Annotated in this window: 16 protein-coding genes; 14 read left to right on the top strand and 2 right to left on the bottom strand. The window is 70.4% G+C overall.

Annotated elements, in window-relative coordinates; translation table 11 throughout:
* Positions 1–426 precede the first annotated feature (426 nt).
* The 8 genes from OOK31_RS10065 (at position 427) to OOK31_RS10030 (ending at position 9,577) form a co-directional block, all read left to right on the top strand.
* A complete protein-coding gene (locus tag OOK31_RS10065) occupies positions 427–1,419 on the top strand; it encodes an ABC transporter permease (RefSeq protein WP_267012084.1) in 993 nt (330 codons plus the stop codon).
* A gap of 41 nt (positions 1,420–1,460) precedes the next feature.
* The gene (locus OOK31_RS10060) at positions 1,461–3,227 is read left to right on the top strand and encodes an ABC transporter substrate-binding protein (protein WP_267012083.1); all 1,767 of its coding nucleotides are present in this window, start codon (positions 1,461–1,463) and stop codon (positions 3,225–3,227) included.
* A gap of 157 nt (positions 3,228–3,384) precedes the next feature.
* A complete protein-coding gene (locus OOK31_RS10055) occupies positions 3,385–4,386 on the top strand; it encodes an ABC transporter permease (protein WP_267012082.1) in 1,002 nt (333 codons plus the stop codon).
* 29 nt (positions 4,387–4,415) lie between these two features.
* Positions 4,416–5,480, top strand: coding sequence for an ABC transporter ATP-binding protein (locus OOK31_RS10050; protein ID WP_267012833.1), 1,065 nt, complete (start codon positions 4,416–4,418; stop codon positions 5,478–5,480).
* The gene (locus tag OOK31_RS10045; RefSeq protein ID WP_267012081.1) at positions 5,477–6,571 is read left to right on the top strand and encodes an ABC transporter ATP-binding protein; all 1,095 of its coding nucleotides are present in this window, start codon (positions 5,477–5,479) and stop codon (positions 6,569–6,571) included. Before OOK31_RS10050 ends, OOK31_RS10045 begins: the two co-directional genes overlap by 4 nt.
* A 210-nt stretch (positions 6,572–6,781) precedes the next feature.
* Positions 6,782–7,438, top strand: coding sequence for a trimeric intracellular cation channel family protein (locus OOK31_RS10040; RefSeq protein WP_267012080.1), 657 nt, complete (start codon positions 6,782–6,784; stop codon positions 7,436–7,438).
* A 43-nt stretch (positions 7,439–7,481) separates the two neighbouring features.
* On the top strand, positions 7,482–8,333 hold the full coding sequence (locus tag OOK31_RS10035; RefSeq protein WP_267012079.1) for a thioesterase family protein: 852 nt from the start codon (positions 7,482–7,484) through the stop codon (positions 8,331–8,333).
* An 80-nt stretch (positions 8,334–8,413) separates the two neighbouring features.
* Positions 8,414–9,577 carry a cysteine desulfurase family protein gene (locus OOK31_RS10030; RefSeq protein ID WP_267012078.1) on the top strand — a complete coding sequence of 388 codons (1,164 nt, stop codon included), beginning with the start codon at positions 8,414–8,416 and terminating at the stop codon, positions 9,575–9,577.
* On the opposite strand, the gene OOK31_RS10025 is transcribed toward OOK31_RS10030, so the two are convergent.
* Positions 9,574–10,551 carry a hypothetical protein gene (locus tag OOK31_RS10025; protein ID WP_267012077.1) on the bottom strand — a complete coding sequence of 326 codons (978 nt, stop codon included), beginning with the start codon at positions 10,549–10,551 and terminating at the stop codon, positions 9,574–9,576. The two genes, OOK31_RS10030 and OOK31_RS10025, sit on opposite strands and share 4 nt — an antisense overlap.
* 223 nt (positions 10,552–10,774) lie before the next feature.
* Here OOK31_RS10025 and OOK31_RS10020 point away from each other — a divergent pair, with 223 nt between their 5' ends.
* The gene (locus tag OOK31_RS10020; RefSeq protein WP_267012076.1) at positions 10,775–11,521 is read left to right on the top strand and encodes a GbsR/MarR family transcriptional regulator; all 747 of its coding nucleotides are present in this window, start codon (positions 10,775–10,777) and stop codon (positions 11,519–11,521) included.
* Here the strand turns inward: OOK31_RS10020 and OOK31_RS10015 are convergent.
* Entirely contained in the window at positions 11,490–12,116 is a 627-nt protein-coding gene (locus tag OOK31_RS10015; RefSeq protein WP_267012075.1) for an N-acetylmuramoyl-L-alanine amidase, read from the bottom strand. The two genes, OOK31_RS10020 and OOK31_RS10015, sit on opposite strands and share 32 nt — an antisense overlap.
* Before the next feature lie 68 nt (positions 12,117–12,184).
* Here OOK31_RS10015 and mnmA point away from each other — a divergent pair, with 68 nt between their 5' ends.
* The 5 genes from mnmA (at position 12,185) to OOK31_RS09990 (ending at position 19,524) form a co-directional block, all read left to right on the top strand.
* The gene (gene mnmA, locus OOK31_RS10010) at positions 12,185–13,318 is read left to right on the top strand and encodes a tRNA 2-thiouridine(34) synthase MnmA (RefSeq protein WP_267012074.1); all 1,134 of its coding nucleotides are present in this window, start codon (positions 12,185–12,187) and stop codon (positions 13,316–13,318) included.
* A gap of 275 nt (positions 13,319–13,593) precedes the next feature.
* Complete coding sequence (locus tag OOK31_RS10005) at positions 13,594–14,805, top strand: ATP/GTP-binding protein (RefSeq protein ID WP_267012073.1); 1,212 nt, start codon at positions 13,594–13,596, stop codon at positions 14,803–14,805.
* Positions 14,802–15,641 (top strand): RloB family protein, encoded by an 840-nt coding sequence (locus OOK31_RS10000; RefSeq protein ID WP_267012072.1) that lies wholly within the window; start codon positions 14,802–14,804, stop codon positions 15,639–15,641. Before OOK31_RS10005 ends, OOK31_RS10000 begins: the two co-directional genes overlap by 4 nt.
* 84 nt (positions 15,642–15,725) lie before the next feature.
* Positions 15,726–18,317: a class I SAM-dependent DNA methyltransferase gene (locus OOK31_RS09995; protein ID WP_267012071.1), complete on the top strand. Its 2,592-nt coding sequence runs from the start codon at positions 15,726–15,728 to the stop codon at positions 18,315–18,317.
* Positions 18,307–19,524 carry a restriction endonuclease subunit S gene (locus tag OOK31_RS09990; protein ID WP_267012070.1) on the top strand — a complete coding sequence of 406 codons (1,218 nt, stop codon included), beginning with the start codon at positions 18,307–18,309 and terminating at the stop codon, positions 19,522–19,524. The genes OOK31_RS09995 and OOK31_RS09990 overlap by 11 nt, the downstream gene beginning before the upstream one ends.
* Positions 19,525–19,538 lie beyond the last annotated feature (14 nt).

Raw genomic sequence — 19,538 nt, 5'->3', positions numbered from 1 at the left:
CCGTTTGCGTACCGAACGGACGGTCTTGCTCCGCTGAGCCGTGAGCGGAGTCCGGATAACGGGAACTCGGGAGTCAGATCACGTTTGCGCATCCATTCATCTGCGGGTCTGGCGGCTGGTCGAGCGCCCGATGAAGACTCCCCACCCAAGAGCTGGTCAGTCCTACGGGACGCGGTTCGGCACGGGGACTTCGCTTGTCGTTTCCCACAGCACTTCCCGCACTTCGCGCACTTCAGCCGCACCGCACCGCTCAGCACTGCACCGCACTTCGCTCCACCCGCACAGCACTGCCAGCAATGCCAGCACCGCCCGCACCTCGCACGCGTTCAGGTGTCCCGAGCACTCCGAGCGCCACTCCGCACCAACGCCGCCACAGCGGCGGGCATGGGCCGACCCACCCGTCGGCCGAGAGGGGTCCCCACCACGATGACGGCACCACTGCACGACACGAGCGCGGAAACACCCGCTCCCGTGTCCGTAGCCGACGTCCCTGCCAAGGCCATCGAAGGCCGCTCGCCCGGCCGCATCGCCTGGATGCGCCTCAAGCGCGACAAGGTCGCGCTGACCGGCGGTGTGGTCGTGATCCTCCTGATCCTGGTGGCGGTCTTCGCGCCGCTGATCGCGGGCCTGCTGGGGCACGATCCCAACGAGTTCCACGAGGACATGATCGACCCGGACCTGGGCACGCCGCTCGGCTCCTTCGGCGGCATCAGCTCCGACTTCCTTCTGGGCGTCGAACCGACCAACGGCCGCGACGTGTTCAGCCGCATCGTCTACGGCGCCCGCATCTCCCTGGTCGTCGCCTTCCTGGCGGCCTTCGTCTCGGTCGTGCTCGGCAGCCTCCTGGGCGCGCTGGCCGGCTTCCTCGGCGGCTGGGTCGACGGCGTCATCAGCCGCACGATGGACCTGCTGCTGGCCTTCCCGCAGCTGCTGTTCACCATCGCCCTGGTCTCCGTGGTCCCCAACTCCCTCTGGGGCTTCGAGGGTTCGGGCGTCCGGATGGGCGTGCTCATCCTCGTCATCGGCTTCTTCGGGTGGCCGTACATCGGCCGCATCGTCCGCGGCCAGACGATCTCCCTGCGTGAACGCGAGTACGTCGAGGCCGCGCGCAGCCTCGGAGCCGGCCGCGGCTACATCCTGGTCAAGGAGCTGCTGCCCAACCTGGTCGCGCCGATCCTCGTCTACGCCACGCTGATCATCCCGACCAACATCCTCACCGAGGCAGCGCTCAGCTTCCTGGGTGCCGGCGTCAAGCCGCCCACCGCTTCCTGGGGAAAGATGCTCTCCGACGCCGTCCCCATCTACCAGGACGACCCCATGTACATGGTGGTCCCCGGTATGACGATCTTCATCACCGTCCTGGCGTTCAACCTCTTCGGGGACGGGCTGCGTGACGCACTCGACCCCAAGGGCAGCTGAACCGCTTCTTCGATTCACCCACCAATGGAGGTTGGACAACCGTGATCCGCAGAAAGCAGGCACTCGCGATCACCGCCGTGATCGCCGCCCTGTCGCTGACCGCCGCGTGCGGTGGCGGCGGCGACAAGAAGGACGACGCGAAGGGCGAGGGTGGCGACAAGGGTTACAGCGGTGCCGCCACTGCCGTGATCAACCCGTCCACCGAGAAGGGCGGCGAGCTGCGGCTCTGGTCCCCCCAGGACGTCGACTACCTCGACCCGGCGCGTGCGTACTACGGCTGGGTGTGGGACATGCAGCGGCTCTACGTCCGCAGCCTGCTCGCCTACGACAGCAAGCCGGGCAAGGACGGCACGAAGGTCGTCCCCGACCTCGCCGAGGCCCTGCCGGTCCTGAGCGACGACGGCAAGACGTACACCCTGAAGCTCAAGGACGGGGTGAAGTTCGAGGACGGCACGCCGATCACCTCGAAGGACGTCAAGTACGGCGTCGAGCGCGTCTTCGCGCAGGACGTGCTGTCCGGCGGCCCGACCTACCTGATCGACCTCCTCGACCAGGGCCAGAAGTACCCCGGCCCGTACAAGGACGAGGACCCGAACAAGCTGGGCCTGAAGTCCGTCGAGACGCCGGACGACAAGACGATCGTCTTCCACCTGGCGAGCGCCAACTCCGACTTCAGCTACCTGCTGGCCATGCCGTCCTCCTCGCCGGTCCCGGCGTCGAAGGACACGGGTGCCACGTACACCAACAAGCCGGTGTCCACCGGTCCTTACAAGGTGGAGAGCTTCACCGCCGGCAAGGGCGCCACCTTCGTCCGCAACGAGCACTGGGACCCGAAGACGGACCCGATCCGTACGGGCCTGCCGGACAAGGTCAGCTACACGGTGACCACCAACCCGGACGACATGGACCAGCGCCTGCTGGCGGGTGACATCGACCTCGCGGTCGACGGCACCGGCGTGCAGCAGGCCGCGAAGAACAAGATCCTCAAGGACCCGGCCCTCAAGAAGAACGCGGACAACCCCTTCACGGGCTACATCCGCTACTTCGCCTTCCCGCAGACGGTCGCGCCGTTCGACAACATCGAGTGCCGCAAGGCCGTCATCTACGCGGCCGACCCGAAGTCCCTGCAGACCGCCCGCGGCGGCCCGACCAGCGGCGACATCGGCGCGAACATGCTGCCGCCCGGCATCCCCGGCTCGGACAAGGGCTACGACCCGTTCGGTCTGACGAAGGGCAAGCCGCAGGAGGCCAAGGCCAAGGAGGCCCTCAAGGCCTGTGGCAAGGCCGGCGGGTTCGAGACCACCATCGCCGTGCGCAACAACCGCGCCCCCGAGGTGAAGACCGCCGAGTCCCTCCAGGCGGCCCTCGCCAAGGTCGGCATCAAGGCGACGATCGACCAGTACGACGGCAAGCTCTCCTCCTCCACGATCGGTTCGCCCGAGAACGTGAAGAAGAAGAACTACGGCATCATCGTCATGGGCTGGGGCGCCGACTACAACTCCGGCTCGGGCTTCCTGCAGCCGCTGGTCGACGGTTCGTTCATCGCGGCGAACGCCAACAACAACTACACGATGCTCGACGACCCCGAGGTCAACGGGCTCTTCGACAAGGCCGCTGCCGCCGCGACCCCGGACGCCGCCGCTCCGTTCTACACGGACATCAACAAGAAGATCATGGACAAGGCGCTGTACCTGCCGATCAACTTCGACAAGGCGCTCGTCTACCACAACCCCCGCCTGACGAACGTCTTCTTCAACGACTCCTACGGCAAGATCGACCTCGCCACCGTGGGCATCTCCTCGAAGTAGCGGGCCCGCCCGGCCGACAGCCGGGTACAAGCAACTCAGCACGTAAGTAAGTGCCTTCACCGCACATGCGCTAGTCCGAAGGGCAGGTGAAGGCCGCAGGCGGTGGCCGCCGTCCCCACGAGGGGCGGCGGCCACCCGCCCCGGGCGGCCGACTGCAGTGCTCGTCTACCTCATACGGCGGCTGTTCAACGTCGCCGCCACGCTGCTGGTGGTCTCCGTGGTCACCTTCGGCATCTTCTTCGCGGTCCCGAAGCTGACCGGCAGCGATCCCGCGCTCATGTACGCCGGACGCGAGACCAATGAGACCGCCCTGGCGGGCATCCGCGTGAAGATGGGCTTCGACAAGCCCATCTCCGAGCAGTACCTGCTCTTCCTCAAGGGCATCTTCGCCGGCCGCGACTACGACGGCGGCACCGATGTCACGCACTGCGCCGCGCCGTGCTTCGGCTACTCCTTCAAGAGCGAGGCTCCCGTCTGGGAGACCATGCTCGACCGGATGCCGGTCACCCTCTCGCTCGCCCTCGGGGCGGCCGTGATCTGGGTGATCGCCGGTGTGGCCACGGGCGTGGTCTCGGCGCTCAAGCGCCGGACCGCCGTCGACCGCACCGTCATGGTCGGCGCGCTCGCCGGTGTCTCCCTGCCGATCTTCTTCACCGGCATGGTGGCCCCCGCGATCTTCGTCTACAGCCTCGGCTGGCTGGACGTGTCCAACTACAAACCCCTGACCGAGGATCCGCTGGCCTGGCTCAACAGCCTGATCCTGCCGTGGATCACCCTGGCGTTCCTCTTCGCCGCGACCTACGCCCGCATCACCCGGGCGACCATGCTGGAGGTCCTCGGCGAGGACTACATCCGTACGGCCCGCGCCAAGGGCCTCACGGAGCCCGTGGTCATCCGCAAGCACGCCCTGCGCTCCACCCTCACCCCGATCGTCACGATGTTCGGCCTCGACCTCGGCGGACTCCTCGGCGGCGCGGTGCTCACCGAGACGACCTTCAACTTCCAGGGTCTGGGAACGGCCGCCGTGGCGGCGATCGGCGCCGGAGACCTCCCCGTGATCATGGGAGTCACCCTGCTCGCCGCGCTCTTCGTGGTGATGGCCAACCTGATCGTGGACCTGCTGTACGCCGTCATCGACCCGCGCGTGAGGCTGACGTGACCAAGAACGCTTCCGACCAGCCCGCGTTCGTGCCCGAGCAGGGCGGCCCGCGCGACGGTGCCCCCTTCCTCTCGGTGCGCGACCTGAAGGTGCACTTCCCGACCGACGACGGCCTGGTGAAGTCCGTCGACGGACTCTCCTTCGACCTGGAGCGGGGCAAGACCCTCGGCATCGTCGGCGAGTCCGGCTCCGGCAAGTCCGTCACCTCGCTGGCCATCATGGGCCTGCACCGCACCGGCAACGCCCGCAGCCGCCCGCACATCTCCGGCTCCGTCGTCCTCGACGGCGAGGACCTGGTGGCGGCCGACGCCGACCACGTGCGCCGGCTGCGCGGCCACAAGATGGCGATGGTCTTCCAGGACCCGCTGTCCGCCATGCACCCGTACTACTCGGTCGGCAAGCAGATCGTCGAGGCGTACCGCACCCACCACCCCGAGGCCGACAAGAAGAAGGCCCGCGCGCGGGCCGTCGAGATGCTCGACCGCGTCGGCATCCCGGAGCCCCACCGGCGCGTGGACGCGTACCCCCACGAGTTCTCCGGCGGCATGCGCCAGCGCGCGATGATCGCGATGGCCCTGGTCAACAACCCCGAACTGCTCATCGCGGACGAGCCGACGACCGCCCTGGACGTCACCGTCCAGGCGCAGATCCTCGACCTGATCCGCGACCTGCAGAAGGAGTTCGGCTCCGCGGTCATCATGATCACGCACGACCTCGGCGTGGTCGCCGAGATGGCCGACGAGATCCTCGTGATGTACGGCGGCCGGTGCGTCGAGCGCGGCACCGCCGAGAAGGTCTTCTACGGCCCCCGGCACCCGTACACCTGGGGCCTGCTCGGCTCCATGCCACGCATCGACCGCGACCAGACCGAACGCCTCATCCCGGTCAAGGGCTCACCGCCCAGCCTCATCAACATCCCGAGCGGCTGCGCCTTCAACCCGCGGTGCCCCTACGCGGACGTGCCCAAGGGCGGCATCACCCGCACCCAGCGCCCCGAGCTGACCGAGGACGACAGCCGGCACTGGTCCGCCTGCCACATGTCGCAGGAGGAGCGGACCCGGATCTGGACCGAAGAGATTGCGCCGAAGCTGTGACCGAGACGAAGAAGACGGACGCGGCGGCTCCCGCCGGGAGCCCCGAGGGACCCCTGCTCAAGGTGACGGGGCTGGTCAAGCACTTCCCCATCAACAAGGGGCTGCTGCGTCGGCAGACCGGGGCGGTCAAGGCCGTGGACGGCATCGACTTCGACGTCCGGCGGGGTGAGACCCTCGGCATCGTCGGCGAGTCCGGCTGCGGCAAGTCGACGATGGGCCGGCTGATCACGCGGCTCCTCGAACCGACCAGCGGCTCCATCGAGTTCGAGGGCAAGGACATCACCCACCTGGGCGTGGCGGGCATGCGGCCGCTGCGCCGAGACGTGCAGATGATCTTCCAGGACCCGTACGGCTCGCTGAACCCGCGCCACACGGTCGGCACGATCGTCAGCGCCCCCTTCAAGCTCCAGGGGGTCACCCCCGAGGGCGGGCTCAAGGCGGAGGTCCAGCGGCTGCTGTCGCTGGTCGGCCTCAACCCCGAGCACTTCAACCGCTACCCGCACGAGTTCTCGGGCGGCCAGCGCCAGCGCATCGGCATCGCCCGGGCCCTGGCGCTCAAGCCGAAGCTGGTGGTCGCGGACGAGCCCGTCTCCGCGCTGGACGTGTCGATCCAGGCCCAGGTGGTCAACCTGCTGGACGACCTCCAGGAGGAGCTCGGCCTCACGTACGTGATCATCGCGCACGACCTGTCGGTCATCCGGCACGTCTCCGACCGCATCGCCGTGATGTACCTCGGCAAGATCGTGGAGCTGGCCGACCGCAAGGCGCTGTACGAGTCCCCGATGCACCCGTACACCAACGCCCTGCTCTCGGCCGTGCCGGTGCCGGATCCGCGCCGGCGCGGCGCCAAGAGCGGCCGCATCCTGCTCAAGGGGGACGTCCCCTCGCCGATCTCCCCGCCGAGCGGCTGCCGCTTCCACACCCGGTGCTGGAAGGCGACGGAGCTCTGCACCAAGCAGGACCCGCCGCTGGTCGCCCTCAAGACCGGCCACCAGGTCGCCTGCCACCACCCGGAGAACGCCCCCGACCAGGCCCCGGGCGACCCGGCCCTGCCGGGCGCGGCGGACGCGGTGGTGACCGCCTCGGAGTAACCCCCGGGGTCCACATACGCAGGACGGCGGACTCGGAGTAGCGGCCGGTCCGCCGTCCTGGCTGCTCCAGCCGCGTCGGCGCAACATCCAGCGCGGAGCCCCCGCGACGGCGCCGCACATGAGCGCCCCGCCCCCCGGCCAGGGGCCCGGCTCCGCCGTACCGTGCGACCGGCGGAGCCACCGGCTCCGCCGACGGGCGACAATGGCCGGGTGCTCCACGATCTCTTCCCGCCCGGAATCCAGCACGCCCTGGACCTCGCGGGCATTTTTGTCTTCGCCACCGCGGGCGCGCTGCTCGCCGTCCGCAAGAACTTCGACGTCTTCGGCATCGCCGTACTCGCCCTGGTCACCGCCCTCGGCGGCGGTCTGCTGCGCGACCTGTGCATCGGCGCCGTGCCCCCCGCGGCCTTCGGAGAGCTCAGCTTCTTCGTCACACCGCTGATCGCCGCCGCGCTCGTCTTCTTCCTCCACCCCGAGGTGCAGCGCATCAACCGGGCCATCAACGTCTTCGACGCCGCCGGCCTCGGCCTCTTCTGCGTCACGGGCACGACGAAGGCGTACGAGTACGGCCTCGGCCTGACCGCCTCCGCGGCCCTGGGCCTGGCCACCGCCGTCGGCGGCGGCGTCCTGCGCGACGTGCTGGCCAACGACGTGCCGTCGCTGCTGCGCGACCGGGAGATGTACGCCGTGCCCGCCGTCGTCGGCTCCTCGATGGTGGCCGTCTTCATCGGCCTCCACGCCCTCAACGCCTGGACGACGGCCCTCGCGATCGTCACGACCTTCGTGCTGCGGCTGCTCGCGATGCGCTACCACTGGCGGGCCCCGCTGGCCTGGAACCGCCGCTCCGCGGTGGCCGAAGAACCCTAAGAAAAGCTACCGCTTAGTAGCTTGCCGGTGTACCGTCGATGCCATGACGCACGCAGCTGCCCAGGCATCCATCGGCGACAGCGAGTTCGACCGCGACACCACCGTCACGCCCCGCGCGGGCGAGCCCGGGGTGTACGACGCGGAGCTCTCCGCCGGCTGGACGATCATCGCCGCCGTCAACGGCGGCTACCTGCTGGCCCTGGTCGGCCGGGCCCTGTCGGCGGCCCTGCCGCACCCGGACCCCTTCTCCGTCTCCGCGCACTACCTGACCTCCTCCGTGCCCGGACCCGCCGTCATCCGCACCCAGGTCGTCCGCGTCGGCCGCACCCTCTCCACCGGCCAGGCCTCCCTGTTCCAGTTCGACGAGAACGGCGCCGAGGTCGAGCGCATCCGCGTCCTCGCCTCCTACGGCGACCTCGCCACGCTCCCCGACGCCGTCCACACCGTCGCGCTGCCGCCCGTCATGCCCGCCTACGAGGACTGCCTCGGCCCCGAGGCCGGCCCGGCCCCGATCCCCGGCAGCTCCGCCATCGTGGACCGGCTCCGCCTGCGCCTGGACCCGGCGACCGCCGGCTGGGCCGTCGGAGCCCCCTCCGGGAAGGGCGAGATGCGGGCCTGGTTCGAACTCGCCGACGGTCGCGACGCCGACCCGATGTCGCTGCTCCTCGCCGTCGACGCGCTGCCGCCGACCTCCTTCGACCTCGGCCTGCTCGGCTGGACCCCGACCGTCGAACTCACCACCCACATCCGCTGCCGCCCCGCCCCCGGCCCGCTGCGGGTGGCCATCGTCACCCGCAACCTCGCCGGCGGCTTCCTGGAGGAGGACGCCGAGGTCTGGGACTCCGCGAACCGCCTCGTCGCCCAGTCCCGCCAGCTGGCCCGCGCACCGCGCTAGGCCGCCTCTTTCGCCGCCGGACCGTCCCCGGGCACCAGGGGGGATCCCGGGTGCCCGGGGACTCGTAGAATCGGGGGATCATGGCCTACCTCGACCACGCCGCGACCACGCCGATGCTGCCGGAAGCCGCTTCGGCGATGACCGCCCAGTTCGCCGCCACGGGAAACGCGTCCTCCCTGCACGCCGCCGGCCGCCGGGCCCGCCGCACCGTCGAGGAGGCCCGCGAGTCCCTCGCCGAGGCGCTCGGCGCCCGCCCGAGCGAGGTGGTCTTCACCGCGGGCGGCACCGAAGCCGACAACCTCGCCGTCAAGGGCCTCTACTGGGCCCGCCGCGACGCCGACGCCGCCCGGACCCGGATCCTCGCCAGCCCCGTCGAGCACCACGCCGTCCTCGACGCCGTGCACTGGCTCGCCGAGCACGAGGGCGCACGGGTCGAGTACCTGCCCGTGGACCGCTACGGGCGCGTCCACCCCGAGGCCTTCCGCGAAGCGGTCGAGCGCAGCCCCGAGGACGTGGCCCTGGCCACCGTGATGTGGGCCAACAACGAGATCGGCACCGTCATGCCGGTCCGTGAACTCGCCGCCGTCGCCCGCGAGTCAGGCATCCCGCTGCACTCCGACGCGGTCCAGGCCTTCGGCCAGCTCGACGTCGGCTTCGGCGACAGCGGGCTCGCCGCCATGACCGTCAGCGGCCACAAGATCGGCGGGCCGTACGGGATCGGCGCGCTGCTCCTCGGCCGCGACCAGAGCCCCGTCCCCGTCCTGCACGGCGGCGGCCAGGAGCGGCACGTCCGCTCCGGCACCCTCGACGTGCCGGCCATCGCCGCCTTCGCGGTGGCGGCCGTCCTCGCCGCCGAACGGCGCGAGCGGTTCGCCGTCGAGGTCGGCGCGCTGCGCGACGAGCTGATCGCCGCCGTCCTCGCCGCCGTCCCCGACGCGGTACTCGGCGGCGACCCCGAGGACCGGCTCCCGGCCAACGCGCACTTCAGCTTCCCCGGCTGCGAGGGCGACTCGCTGCTGCTGCTCCTCGACGCGCAGGGCATCGAGTGCTCCACCGGCTCCGCCTGCACGGCGGGCGTGGCCCAGCCCAGCCACGTCCTGCTGGCGACGGGCACCGACCCGCAGCTGGCGCGCGGCACCCTGCGCTTCTCCCTCGGCCACACCACGACGAAGGCCGACATCGCCGCGGTCGCCACGGCCATCGGCCCGGCCGTGGCCCGAGCCCGCACGGCGGGCCTCAGCTAGGCCGCCGACGGAACGGTGGCGGCGACGGCGGTGCGCCTGGCCGTGAAGGTCACCCAGGCCGCCGACGCGGCGGTGGCCAGCAGCACCACGGCGCCCGCCCCGAGGGTCGCGGCGTCGGGGTGGATCAGCGACTGGCCGCGGCCGGCCTGCCAGGTCACCACCGCGACCAGCCCCGTGTAGCCGAGGGCGGCGACGGCGACGAGGCGTGCGCGGACCTGCTCGTCGCGCAGCCACGCGTGCCGGGCCGCGAGCGCGGCGAGCACCGCCACGACCAGGAGCAGTACCTGGATGCCGTGCAGGGCGAAGAAGTGCGGCACCCGGAAGTCGCCGCCCGTCACGCTCCAGCCGGTGAGCGGCATGCCGTGGCCGTCGGGGTCGCCGATGCCGTGCCCCTGGTACATCGGGACGGCGTGGCCGTTGGCGTCGGTCACGGTACGGGGGTGGCTCTCGCCGACCAGCCAGAAGACCGGTACGAGCATGCCGAAGGAGGCCAGCGCGAGCCCGGCGCGTATCGCCCTCGTCGCGGCCGCCCCGCCGGTGCGCTGGAGGAGCACGACGATCGCGATGATCAGCTGGGCGACGACGAGGATCATCACGCCGAGGCTGAGGACGGGCGTCAGGGCCAGGGTGACGGCGTCCGCCCCGCTCGCGTTGAAGTGGCTGAACGTGCCGCGCGCCGCCTGCGCCGTGATGGCGCCGACCTCAGCGAGCGCGGCGACCGCGAAGACCGTGCCGACGACGCGGCCCAGGCGTGCCCCCCGGTCCAGCCTGCTGACCAGCCACGCGAGGGTGCCCGAGTAGAGGGCGAAGGCGAAGCCGAACTTGAGCGGCTTGATCCACACCGACTCCCCGAGCAGGCTCCGGCCGTCGACCAGCAGCCCGACGCCGGAGGCGAGGACCAGGCCCAGCATGAGGGCCGAGCACAGCGTCAGCGGGCGGTGCCAGGTGCGCAGGGGGGCGAGGAATGATCTCACAGGGGGCTCCGGTGGCGAGGAGAGGCGTTGACTGTTCGGTGAAAGCTAACTTGCTTTCACTGAACGGGCAACGCTCTGGGTGCTCAGAAGCCTTTGTTTTCAAGGATTGTCGCCGGATTTTGCAATGAGAATGGAGGTGAAAGCAAAGCGGGCACCCTCCTGTTTGCAATGAGCTGCCCGCGAACGCAATACTGGCCCCCCACTTCCCGACAGGAGGCGACCGATGCCCGGAGGCAGACTGACGCACCAGGACCGGCGGCACATCGCGGAGGGCCTGGCCCAGGGGCTGACCTTCACCGAGATCGCCGCCCGTCTGGAACGCCCGATCTCCACCGTCACCCGGGAGGTGGGCCGCAACGGCGGCCCCGAGGGGTACCGGGCCGACCACGCGCACGAGGCGACCCGGGGACGCGCACGCCGCGGCCGGCCCGCCCAGGCCCAGGCGCCGGCCGAGCCGGGCACCGCCGACGAGGTCCGCGCGGTGGAGGAGCGGTTCGCCGAGATCATGGCCGGCACCGGGCTGCCGCGCATGACCGCCCGGGTCCTCGCCTGCCTCTACGTCACCGACAGCGGCAGCCTCACCGCCGCCGAACTCGTCGAACGCCTCCAGGTCAGCCCGGCGTCCGTCTCCAAGGCCGTCGGCGAACTCGAACAGCAGGAACTGATCCGGCGGGAACGCGACCCCCGCCGCCGCCGTGACCGCTACGTCATCGACGCCGACGCCTGGTTCCGGGGCTGGCTGGCCAGCGCCCGCCAGAACGCCGCCCTGGCCGACTTCGCCCGCCAGGGAGCACTGACCCTCGGCTCCGCCACCCAGGCCGGCGCCCGCCTGGAGGACATCGGCCGCTTCTTCGAGCACGTCGGCGCCGCCATGCTCCAGGCGGCGCAGCAGTGGCGCGAGGACCACGCCGCCGGAAGGGACTCCGTGGGCCAGGGGCTCACGCGCCCAGGGCGGCCTGGACCAGGGTGAGGTAGCGGGGCCAGTCCCAGTGGGGCCCCGGGTCCGTGTGGTCGGCGCCCGGGACCTCGGAGTGGCCCAGGATGTGCTTGCGGTCGACGGGTATTCGGTAGCGCCGGCAGACGTCGGCGGCCAGCCGGGCCGAAGCCTCGTACATGGTGTCCGTGAAGTCCTGCGGGCGGTCCACGAAGCCCACGTGCTCGATGCCGACGCTGCGCTCGTTCATGGAGCGGTTGCCCGAGTGGAAGGCCACGTCGAGCTCGCGCACCATCTGCTCCACGTGCCCGTCCTGGCGGACTATGTAGTGCGCCGAGGCCTTGTGGAAGGGGTTCTTGAACGCGTCCACCGAGGAGCCGAAGCCGCCCTGCGTGACATGGACCACGATCCGGTCCACCCGGTAGTCGTCCGGCCGGTCCGCGAGCCGCCAGTTCGCGGGGGAGGCCGCCGTCCAGCCCGCGCCCGCGTGGTCGATGTCGCCTTCCTTGCGGGGCTTGGACACCCCCGGCACCAGCCACCAGGCCCGCCCGATCTCCTCGCGCCCGGCCAGTGCCGCCACCCCCAGCACTCCGATCCCGCCGAAGAGCACCGCTCTGCGCGTCCGTCCCATGCGAACCACCCCCCAGAGCCGATAACGCGCTGTGACCCCGCGCGGTTCCCCGTACTCTGGACGGTGCTATGACTGAGAACCTGCCGCGCACCGCCCGCCCCCTCCGCGTCCTGGCCGCCATGTCCGGCGGTGTGGACTCCGCCGTCGCCGCCGCCCGCGCCGTCGAAGCCGGGCACGACGTCACCGGCGTCCACCTGGCGCTCTCCGCGAACCCGCAGTCCTTCCGGACCGGCGCCCGCGGCTGTTGCACCATCGAGGACTCCCGCGACGCCCGCCGCGCCGCCGACGTCATCGGCATCCCGTTCTACGTCTGGGACCTCGCCGAGCGCTTCCGCGAGGACGTCGTCGAGGACTTCATCTCCGAGTACGAGGCCGGGCGCACCCCGAACCCCTGCCTGCGCTGCAACGAGAAGATCAAGTTCGCGGCGCTGCTCGACAAGGCCCTCGCCCTCGGCTTCGACGCCGTGTGCACCGGCCACTACGCCACCGTCGTGGTGGCCGAGGACGGCTCCCGCGAGCTGCACCGCGCCTCCGACATGGCCAAGGACCAGTCGTACGTCCTCGGCGTCCTCGACGAGAAGCAGCTCGCGCACGCCCTCTTCCCGCTCGGTGACACCCTCACCACCAAGGAAGAGATCCGCGCCGAGGCCGAGGAGCGGGGCCTGGCCGTCGCGAAGAAGCCCGACAGCCACGACATCTGCTTCATCGCCGACGGCGACACCCAGGGCTTCCTCGCGAACCGCCTCGGCAAGGCCGAGGGCGACATCGTCGACGAGGCCACCGGCGAGAAGGTCGGCACCCACGAGGGCGCCTTCGGCTTCACCATCGGCCAGCGCAAGGGCCTGCGCATCGGCCACCCCGCCGCCGACGGCAAGCCCCGCTACGTCCTCGACATCTCCCCGGTGAACAACACCGTCACCGTCGGCCCCGTCGAGGCCCTCGACGTCACCGCCCTCACCGCGATCCGCCCCCGCTGGTGCGGCTCCACCGCCGCCGCCCCGGGCACCTACACCGCGCAGCTGCGCGCCCACGGCGGCGAGACGGAGGTCTTCGCGGAGACCGTCGACGGCGAGCTGCGCGTCACCTTCACCGAGCCGGTCCGCGGCGTGGCCCCCGGCCAGGCGATCGTCCTCTACGACGGCACCCGCGTGGTCGGCTCCGCGACCATCGCCACGACCACCCGCGCCACGGCCGCAGTCTGAGCGGCTGACTCCTGCTCCTCCTCCGTCAAGGCTGTGTGACGGTACGCTGGCGCATTCGCCCGGCAGGTCTTAGGGTGCCCAGTACGGATTACCCGTACGAAAGCGCCTAAGGCGGCGAACCGCTAGCCCGCCTCACTGGGAGGTCGGTCATGTTGCTCAGCTTCCGGGTGGCCAATCACCGGTCCATCCGAGACGAGCAGGAGCTTTCTCTCGTAGCGACGGAATTCAACGAGAGAACCGCCCGCGAGACGGGCACCCGCTCTGACGGCAAGTCCGTGTCGGTGCTCCCAGCTGTCGGGATCTTCGGTGCCAACGCCTCCGGCAAGACCAACGTCCTGGACGCGATGCGCTTCATGCGGCGGGCGGTCCTCGAATCCCTGGCCGACTGGGACCGGGATCCCGACGTCCCCGTCCCCCGGGAGCCCTTCGCGCTGGCCGACGAGGCATCCGACGACACCAGCCTCTTCGAGGTGGAGCTGCTCCTCGGCCGGAACGAAAAAGTCCGGTACACCTACGGCTTCGAGCTCTCGGACGACCGCGTCGAGAGTGAGTGGCTCCACGCGTACCCGACCGGACGGCGCCAGGTGTGGTTCGACCGCGAGGCCGACAGGCCTGAGGCGGACGGGGGCGAGTTCCGTTTCCCGGGCACCGGCCTGAGCGGACGCAAGGACCTCAAGGACCTCCTCGTCGCCACCACCCGCCCGAACGCCCTCTTCCTGACCGTAGGCGCGGCGCTCAACCATCCCCAGCTCTCCGCCGTCCACCGATGGTTCCGCGACAACCTCTGGCTCGTGACCACCGGCAAGGACGTGGTGGAGCGCACGGCGTGGACACGCGAGCGGCTGACCGGCAGCCACGGCGCGGAGATGCGGGAGCGCCTCGTAACGATGCTTGCATCGGCCGACATCGGCGTCACGGGCGTGGAAGTCGACCCCGAGACCGGGGACGTCCAGCTCCTGCACCGCGGCGCGGACGGCTCCGTCCGGCCGCTGGACTTCTGGAACCAGGAGTCACTGGGCACCCACGCCTGGTTCGCCTTCCTCGGCCCTCTACTGACCATGCTGAACAGGAAGGGCGGCGGGGTGCTGCTCGCCGACGAGCTGGACTCCAGCCTGCACCCCGTGCTCGCGGCGGAGGTCGTACGCCTCTTCCAGGACGAGGACGCCAACCCGCAGCTCGCACAGCTCGTCTTCACCACGCACGACGCCACCCTGCTCGGCCCCTCGGTCACGGAGCGCCCGCTCGACCGGGACCAGGTCTGGATCGCGGTCAAGGAGGGAAGCGGCGAGTCCTCCCTCTACCCGCTCCTCGCTGCCCGCAAGGCACGCAACGACGAGAACATGGAACGCCGCTACCTGCACGGCCACTACGGCGGCGTGCCGCGCCTGGCCACGGGCGAGGTCGCCCGCCAGCTCGCCGTGCTGGAGCGGCGCCTCGCGCAGCAGACGGAAACGGAACCGGAGCCGAAGGCGACGACGACAGCGTGAGCAGACCACCCGCGGAGAGCCGGCGCGTCAACCGGCGGAAGGGTCGGCATGAGGCGCCCCGCGCCCTCCGGCGCGACCTCGGCTCCTACCCGGACGAGTCGTCCCGGATCATCTACCTCGCGGCCGAGGGCGAGAGGACCGAAGACGACTACATCAAGCTCCTCAACGACACCTACCGTGACGGTCCTGGGGAGAAGTTCTTCCTGCGATTCACCCCGGTCAAGAAGGGCCTTCGCCCGGACCAGGTCGTCGCTCACGTGATCGCCCAGGCATCGAGCCCGCGTGATGAGAAGTGGGCACTCTTCGACCGGGACTCCGAGGACAACCGTGACAGTGCCATCCGGGACGCCATGAGCACGGCGGCCCGCGAGGGCGTACAGGTGGCTCTGTCGCACCCCTCCATCGAGCTGTGGCTGCTTCTGCACTTCCAGCAGTTCACCAGCCAGGAGGAGGGCCGCAGCGGCACCATCAAGGACCGGCTGCGCAAGCACCCGCAGGCCGAGGGCTTCACCGAGTACGACAAGAAATCCGGCGGCCGGGGCAAGGGCCTTGCCGGACAGCGCGGGCAGTCCCTCCTCGGCAAGGAGCAGACGGCGGTCGACAACGCCCGCAAGCTCGTCGAGATGTGCCCGCACGGCACCTGCTCCGCCAAGAACCTCAGCCTCGCCAAGATCCCCGGCCCGCGTACCGAAACGTACGAGGAGTGGAACCGCCGCTCCGGCCACGGCGACGGCTGCGACCCGCTCAAGCGCGACCCGTCCACCGACCTGTGGCGCCTGCTCGCCTCACTGGGCATCGGGACGCGCAAGACCCAGACGCCCGGCCGGCGCCGCTGAGCGGACGGTTTCCTTCAGGTGCCCCTCCCCGACTACGCTTCCGGAGTTCTCCCGAAACTCCCACGGCGTACGAAGGACCGGTGCGTGGCCCGAATCACACTGCCCCAGCTGGAACGGCATCTGTTCTCCGCCGCCGACATCCTGCGCGGCCGGATGGACGCCTCGGAGTATCGCGACTACATCTTCGGGATGCTGTTCCTGAAGCGCTCCTCCGACGAGTTCCAGCCGGAGTGGGAGCGGGTCTACTCGGGCGCCCTGGAGCGGACCGGTGACCGGGCGAAGGCCGTGGAGCGGGCCGACGACCCGGACAATTACCCGCGGATCTTCTACGTCCCGCCGCGGGCCCGCTGGTGGAAGGGCCCGCACGAGAACCCGGAGCAGCCCGGCCACCCCCTGCCGGGCCTGTCCATGCTGGTGGACAAGGTCGGCGAGAGCCTGGACCAGGCCCTGGTGGCCCTCCAGAGCAGCCACAGCCGGCTGGCGGGCGTTGCCTCGCACATCTCCTTCAACGAGATCGTCGGCACCAAGCCGCGTTTCACCAACACCGAGCTGCGCGCGCTCATCCGCCACTTCAGCCTGTACCGCCTGCGCAACGAGGACTTCGAGTTCCCCGACATGCTGGGGGCAGCGTACGAGTACCTGCTCGCCCGCTTCGCCGACTCGGCGGGCCAGCGCGGCGGCGAGTTCTACACCCCGCGCGAGGTCGTCCGGATGATGGTCCGCCTCGCCGACCCGCAGCCCGGGGACAGCGTCTACGACCCCTGTGCGGGGTCGGGCGGCATGCTGATCGCGGCCCACGAGTACGTGGAGGAGCACGGCGGATCACCGGACGACCTCGCGATCAACGGCCAGGACAAGAACGGCCCCTCCTGGTCCATGGCCAGCATGAACATGGTGCTCCACGGCATCCGCGAGTTCGACCTCCAGCACGGCGACACCCTGACCGAGCCGCTGCACCTGACCCCGGCCGGGCGCCTGAGGACGTTCACCAAGGTGCTGTCGAACCCGCCTTTCTCGCTGAACTACGACGCCGAGCTCGTCGCCGAGGCCGACGAGAAGCACGGCTGGCGCATGAAGTGGGGCGAGACCCCGGAGAACGGCAAGAAGGCCGACCTCATGTTCGTCCAGCATATGGTCTCGGTGCTGGAGGCCCGGGGTACGGCCGTCACGGTCATGCCGCACGGCGTGCTCTTCCGCAGCGGCAAGGAGCGCGACATCCGCGTCAAGCTGCTGGAGGACGACTGCATCGAGGCCGTGATCGGCTTGGGCCCCAACCTCTTCTACGGGACGGGTATCCCGGCCTGCATCCTGGTCCTGCGGCCCCCGCACCGCAAGCGCGGCGACCGCGAGGAGAAGGTCCTCTTTATCAACGCCGACCGTGACTTCCGGTCCGCGCGCAACCAGAACGAGCTGGGCCCCGAGCACGTGGAGAAGATCGCCACGGTCTTCCGGCACTGGCGCCAGGAGCCGGGCTACTCGCGCGCGGTGAGCCGCGACGACCTGCTGGCCGCCGACGCCAACCTGAACATCCGCCGCTGGGTGGACAACTCCCCGCCGGCCGAGCCGCAGGACGTCCGCGCCCACCTGTACGGCGGGGTGCCGAAGTCCGAGATCGAGGCGAAGGCGGAGCTGTTCGCCGCGTACGGCGTCGACTCCTCCGCCCTCTTCGCGGCGCGCGCGGACGACGAGGAGTACGTCGACTTCCTGGCGGAGGGCCCGGAGGCCACGGCTGCCCGCGTTCCGGACCTGACGGCGCCGAAGGAGGAGATGCTCCGCCGGACGTACGAGAAGTGGTGGTCGGAGCAGACCGCCCACTTCGAGTCCCTGATCAAGAACCAGCGCCTGATGGTGCTGCGCGAACAGCTCGTGACCGGCTTCACGGACACGATCGGCGCGGCGGGCGTGCTGGACGAGTACACGACGGCCGGCATCATGGCCGACTGGTGGACGGTCACCCGCTACGACCTCAAGGCGCTCGCGGCGGGCGGATACGAGCGGGTGCTCGACGGTTGGGTCGACTCGGTGGAGACCATGGTCGAACCGGTCACGCCGGAGGCGGAGGAGCCCTCCGGCGGACGCGGCCGGGGCCGCGCGAAGTCCTCCGTATCCGCCGCCGACCGCCGCCGCGCGATGGACGAGCCGGTGGTCCGGGTGCTGATCCCGGAGTTCCTGGCCGAGGTCGCCCGCGCGGACGCGGCCATGGCCATTGCGGATGCCGCCTACAAGACGGCGCTGGAGGAACTGGCTGCTGCCCAGCCCCCGACGTCGGACCCCGAAGAGGACACGGACGAGGACGACGCCTCGGACCGCCCCCCGGTCGTCCCGGAGGAACTGGCCCGCCTTGAATCCGAGGTCACCCGCCGCCGCAAGGAGCGTGCGGCGGCGTCGAAGAAGCGCTCGGCGCTGGACGCGCGCTTCCTCCCCGACCTGAAGGCCGCCGCCGAACTGGCGAAGGCGGAGCCGGACGGCGCCCAGCGCGTGGCCCTGTCCGTCCTGGACGAGGCCCTGTCCACCCGCCTTACGGCGTCGGTGGCCGCCGGCCGCCGCGAACTGGTGGCGTCGGTGCGGCGGTGGGCCGACAAGTACGCCGTCTCCCTGGAAGCCCTGGAGGCGGAAAGTGCGGGCGCGGCGGGGGAGTTCGGGGAGTGGCTGAAGGAGCTTGGCTATGCGCGGTAGCAGGTTCGGGCACGTTGAGCTTGGCGATCTGCTCTGCCGCATTGAGGCCGGTAAGAGCCCCATGGCGGATGACACACCTGCTGGCCAGGGCGAGTGGGGGGTGCTCAAGGTCAGCGCGATCCAGTCCGGCCGGTTCGTCGCGCGGGAAAACAAGGCTGTACGGGATACGGCGCTGATTCACCCGGGGTACGAGGTACGGCCCGGCGATCTCATCATGACGCGGGCCAACACGGAGGAACTCGTCGGGCTCGCGTGCGTCGCGGTAGCTCCTCCTCCACGACTGATGCTCAGCGACAAGACCCTGCGGCTTGTCGTGGACGAGGCGGTGGCTGATCCGACCTTTCTCGCCCTCGTGCTGGCCCAACCGTCGCTGCGTCAGCGCATCCGGTCGCTGGCCACGGGTACGAGCGGCAGCATGAAGAACATCGGCCAGGGACAGATTCGGCGTTTGCCGGTGCCCGATGTCCCACTTGACGAGCAGTGTCGCATCGTTGCCGCCCACATCGCGATCGAGCGACGCATTGCTGCAATTGAGAGGGTGAGGGCGAAGTGCGAGGTGGCGGAAGCAGCGCTATCAGCCCAGGCGCTGTCCGGCGGCACAGACGAGTGGTTGACTCGCCGGCTGGAGTCCGTAGCGACGGTCGCGGCCGGCGTCACACTCGGGTCCGAACCGGTCGGTGATGGCGTTGTGGAGTTGCCGTATTTGAGAGTGGCCAACGTCCTCGACGGCCGAATCGACACGACGGAGGTCAAGACCGTCCGGATTCTGAGTTCCCAGTACGAGCGGTACGCGCTCCGTGCCGGGGACCTGCTGCTCACGGAGGGCGGCGACCTCGACAAGCTTGGGCGTGGAGCGGTGTGGGACGGCCGGTTGGACCCGTGCCTGCATCAGAACCACGTGTTCCGCGTGCGATGCGGTGATGAGCTGTCGCCCGACTTCCTCGCGCTCTACACGTCGTCGTCGGCTGGGCGAGCGTATTTCCAGAGCGTGGGCAAGCAGACGACGAATCTCGCGTCCATCAACTCAACCCAGGTGAAGGCCATGTCGGTTCCGGTGCCGCCCCGCGCGGAACAGGAGCGGTTGCTGGGCCCGGTGCGTGCGGTCCGCGCGCGCAATGAGGCTTTGGGCAGGCAGATCGAGAAGCTCCGAGTGGTGCAGCTGGGTCTGGTCGAAGACCTGCTGAGTGGCCGGGTGCGCGTCTCGTAGGGCTGACCGGTACC

Source organism: Streptomyces sp. NBC_00249 (assembly GCF_026342355.1).
In the GTDB taxonomy this organism is placed as follows: Bacteria; Actinomycetota; Actinomycetes; order Streptomycetales; family Streptomycetaceae; genus Streptomyces.
The sequence above is the reverse complement of the archived record's forward strand: the minus strand, read 5'-3'. Positions and strand labels throughout refer to the sequence as shown.

Bases quoted from the DNA above. Each gene is read 5' to 3' on its own strand.
- OOK31_RS10020 (WP_267012076.1), top strand. From the start codon at position 10,775: ATGCCCGGAGGCAGACTGACGCACCAGGACCGGCGGCACATCGCGGAG.
- OOK31_RS10065 (WP_267012084.1), top strand. From the start codon at position 427: ATGACGGCACCACTGCACGACACGAGCGCGGAAACACCCGCTCCCGTG.
- OOK31_RS10015 (WP_267012075.1), bottom strand. From the start codon at position 12,116: ATGGGACGGACGCGCAGAGCGGTGCTCTTCGGCGGGATCGGAGTGCTG.
- OOK31_RS10030 (WP_267012078.1), top strand. From the start codon at position 8,414: ATGGCCTACCTCGACCACGCCGCGACCACGCCGATGCTGCCGGAAGCC.
- OOK31_RS10035 (WP_267012079.1), top strand. From the start codon at position 7,482: ATGACGCACGCAGCTGCCCAGGCATCCATCGGCGACAGCGAGTTCGAC.
- mnmA (WP_267012074.1), top strand. From the start codon at position 12,185: ATGACTGAGAACCTGCCGCGCACCGCCCGCCCCCTCCGCGTCCTGGCC.
- OOK31_RS09990 (WP_267012070.1), top strand. From the start codon at position 18,307: ATGCGCGGTAGCAGGTTCGGGCACGTTGAGCTTGGCGATCTGCTCTGC.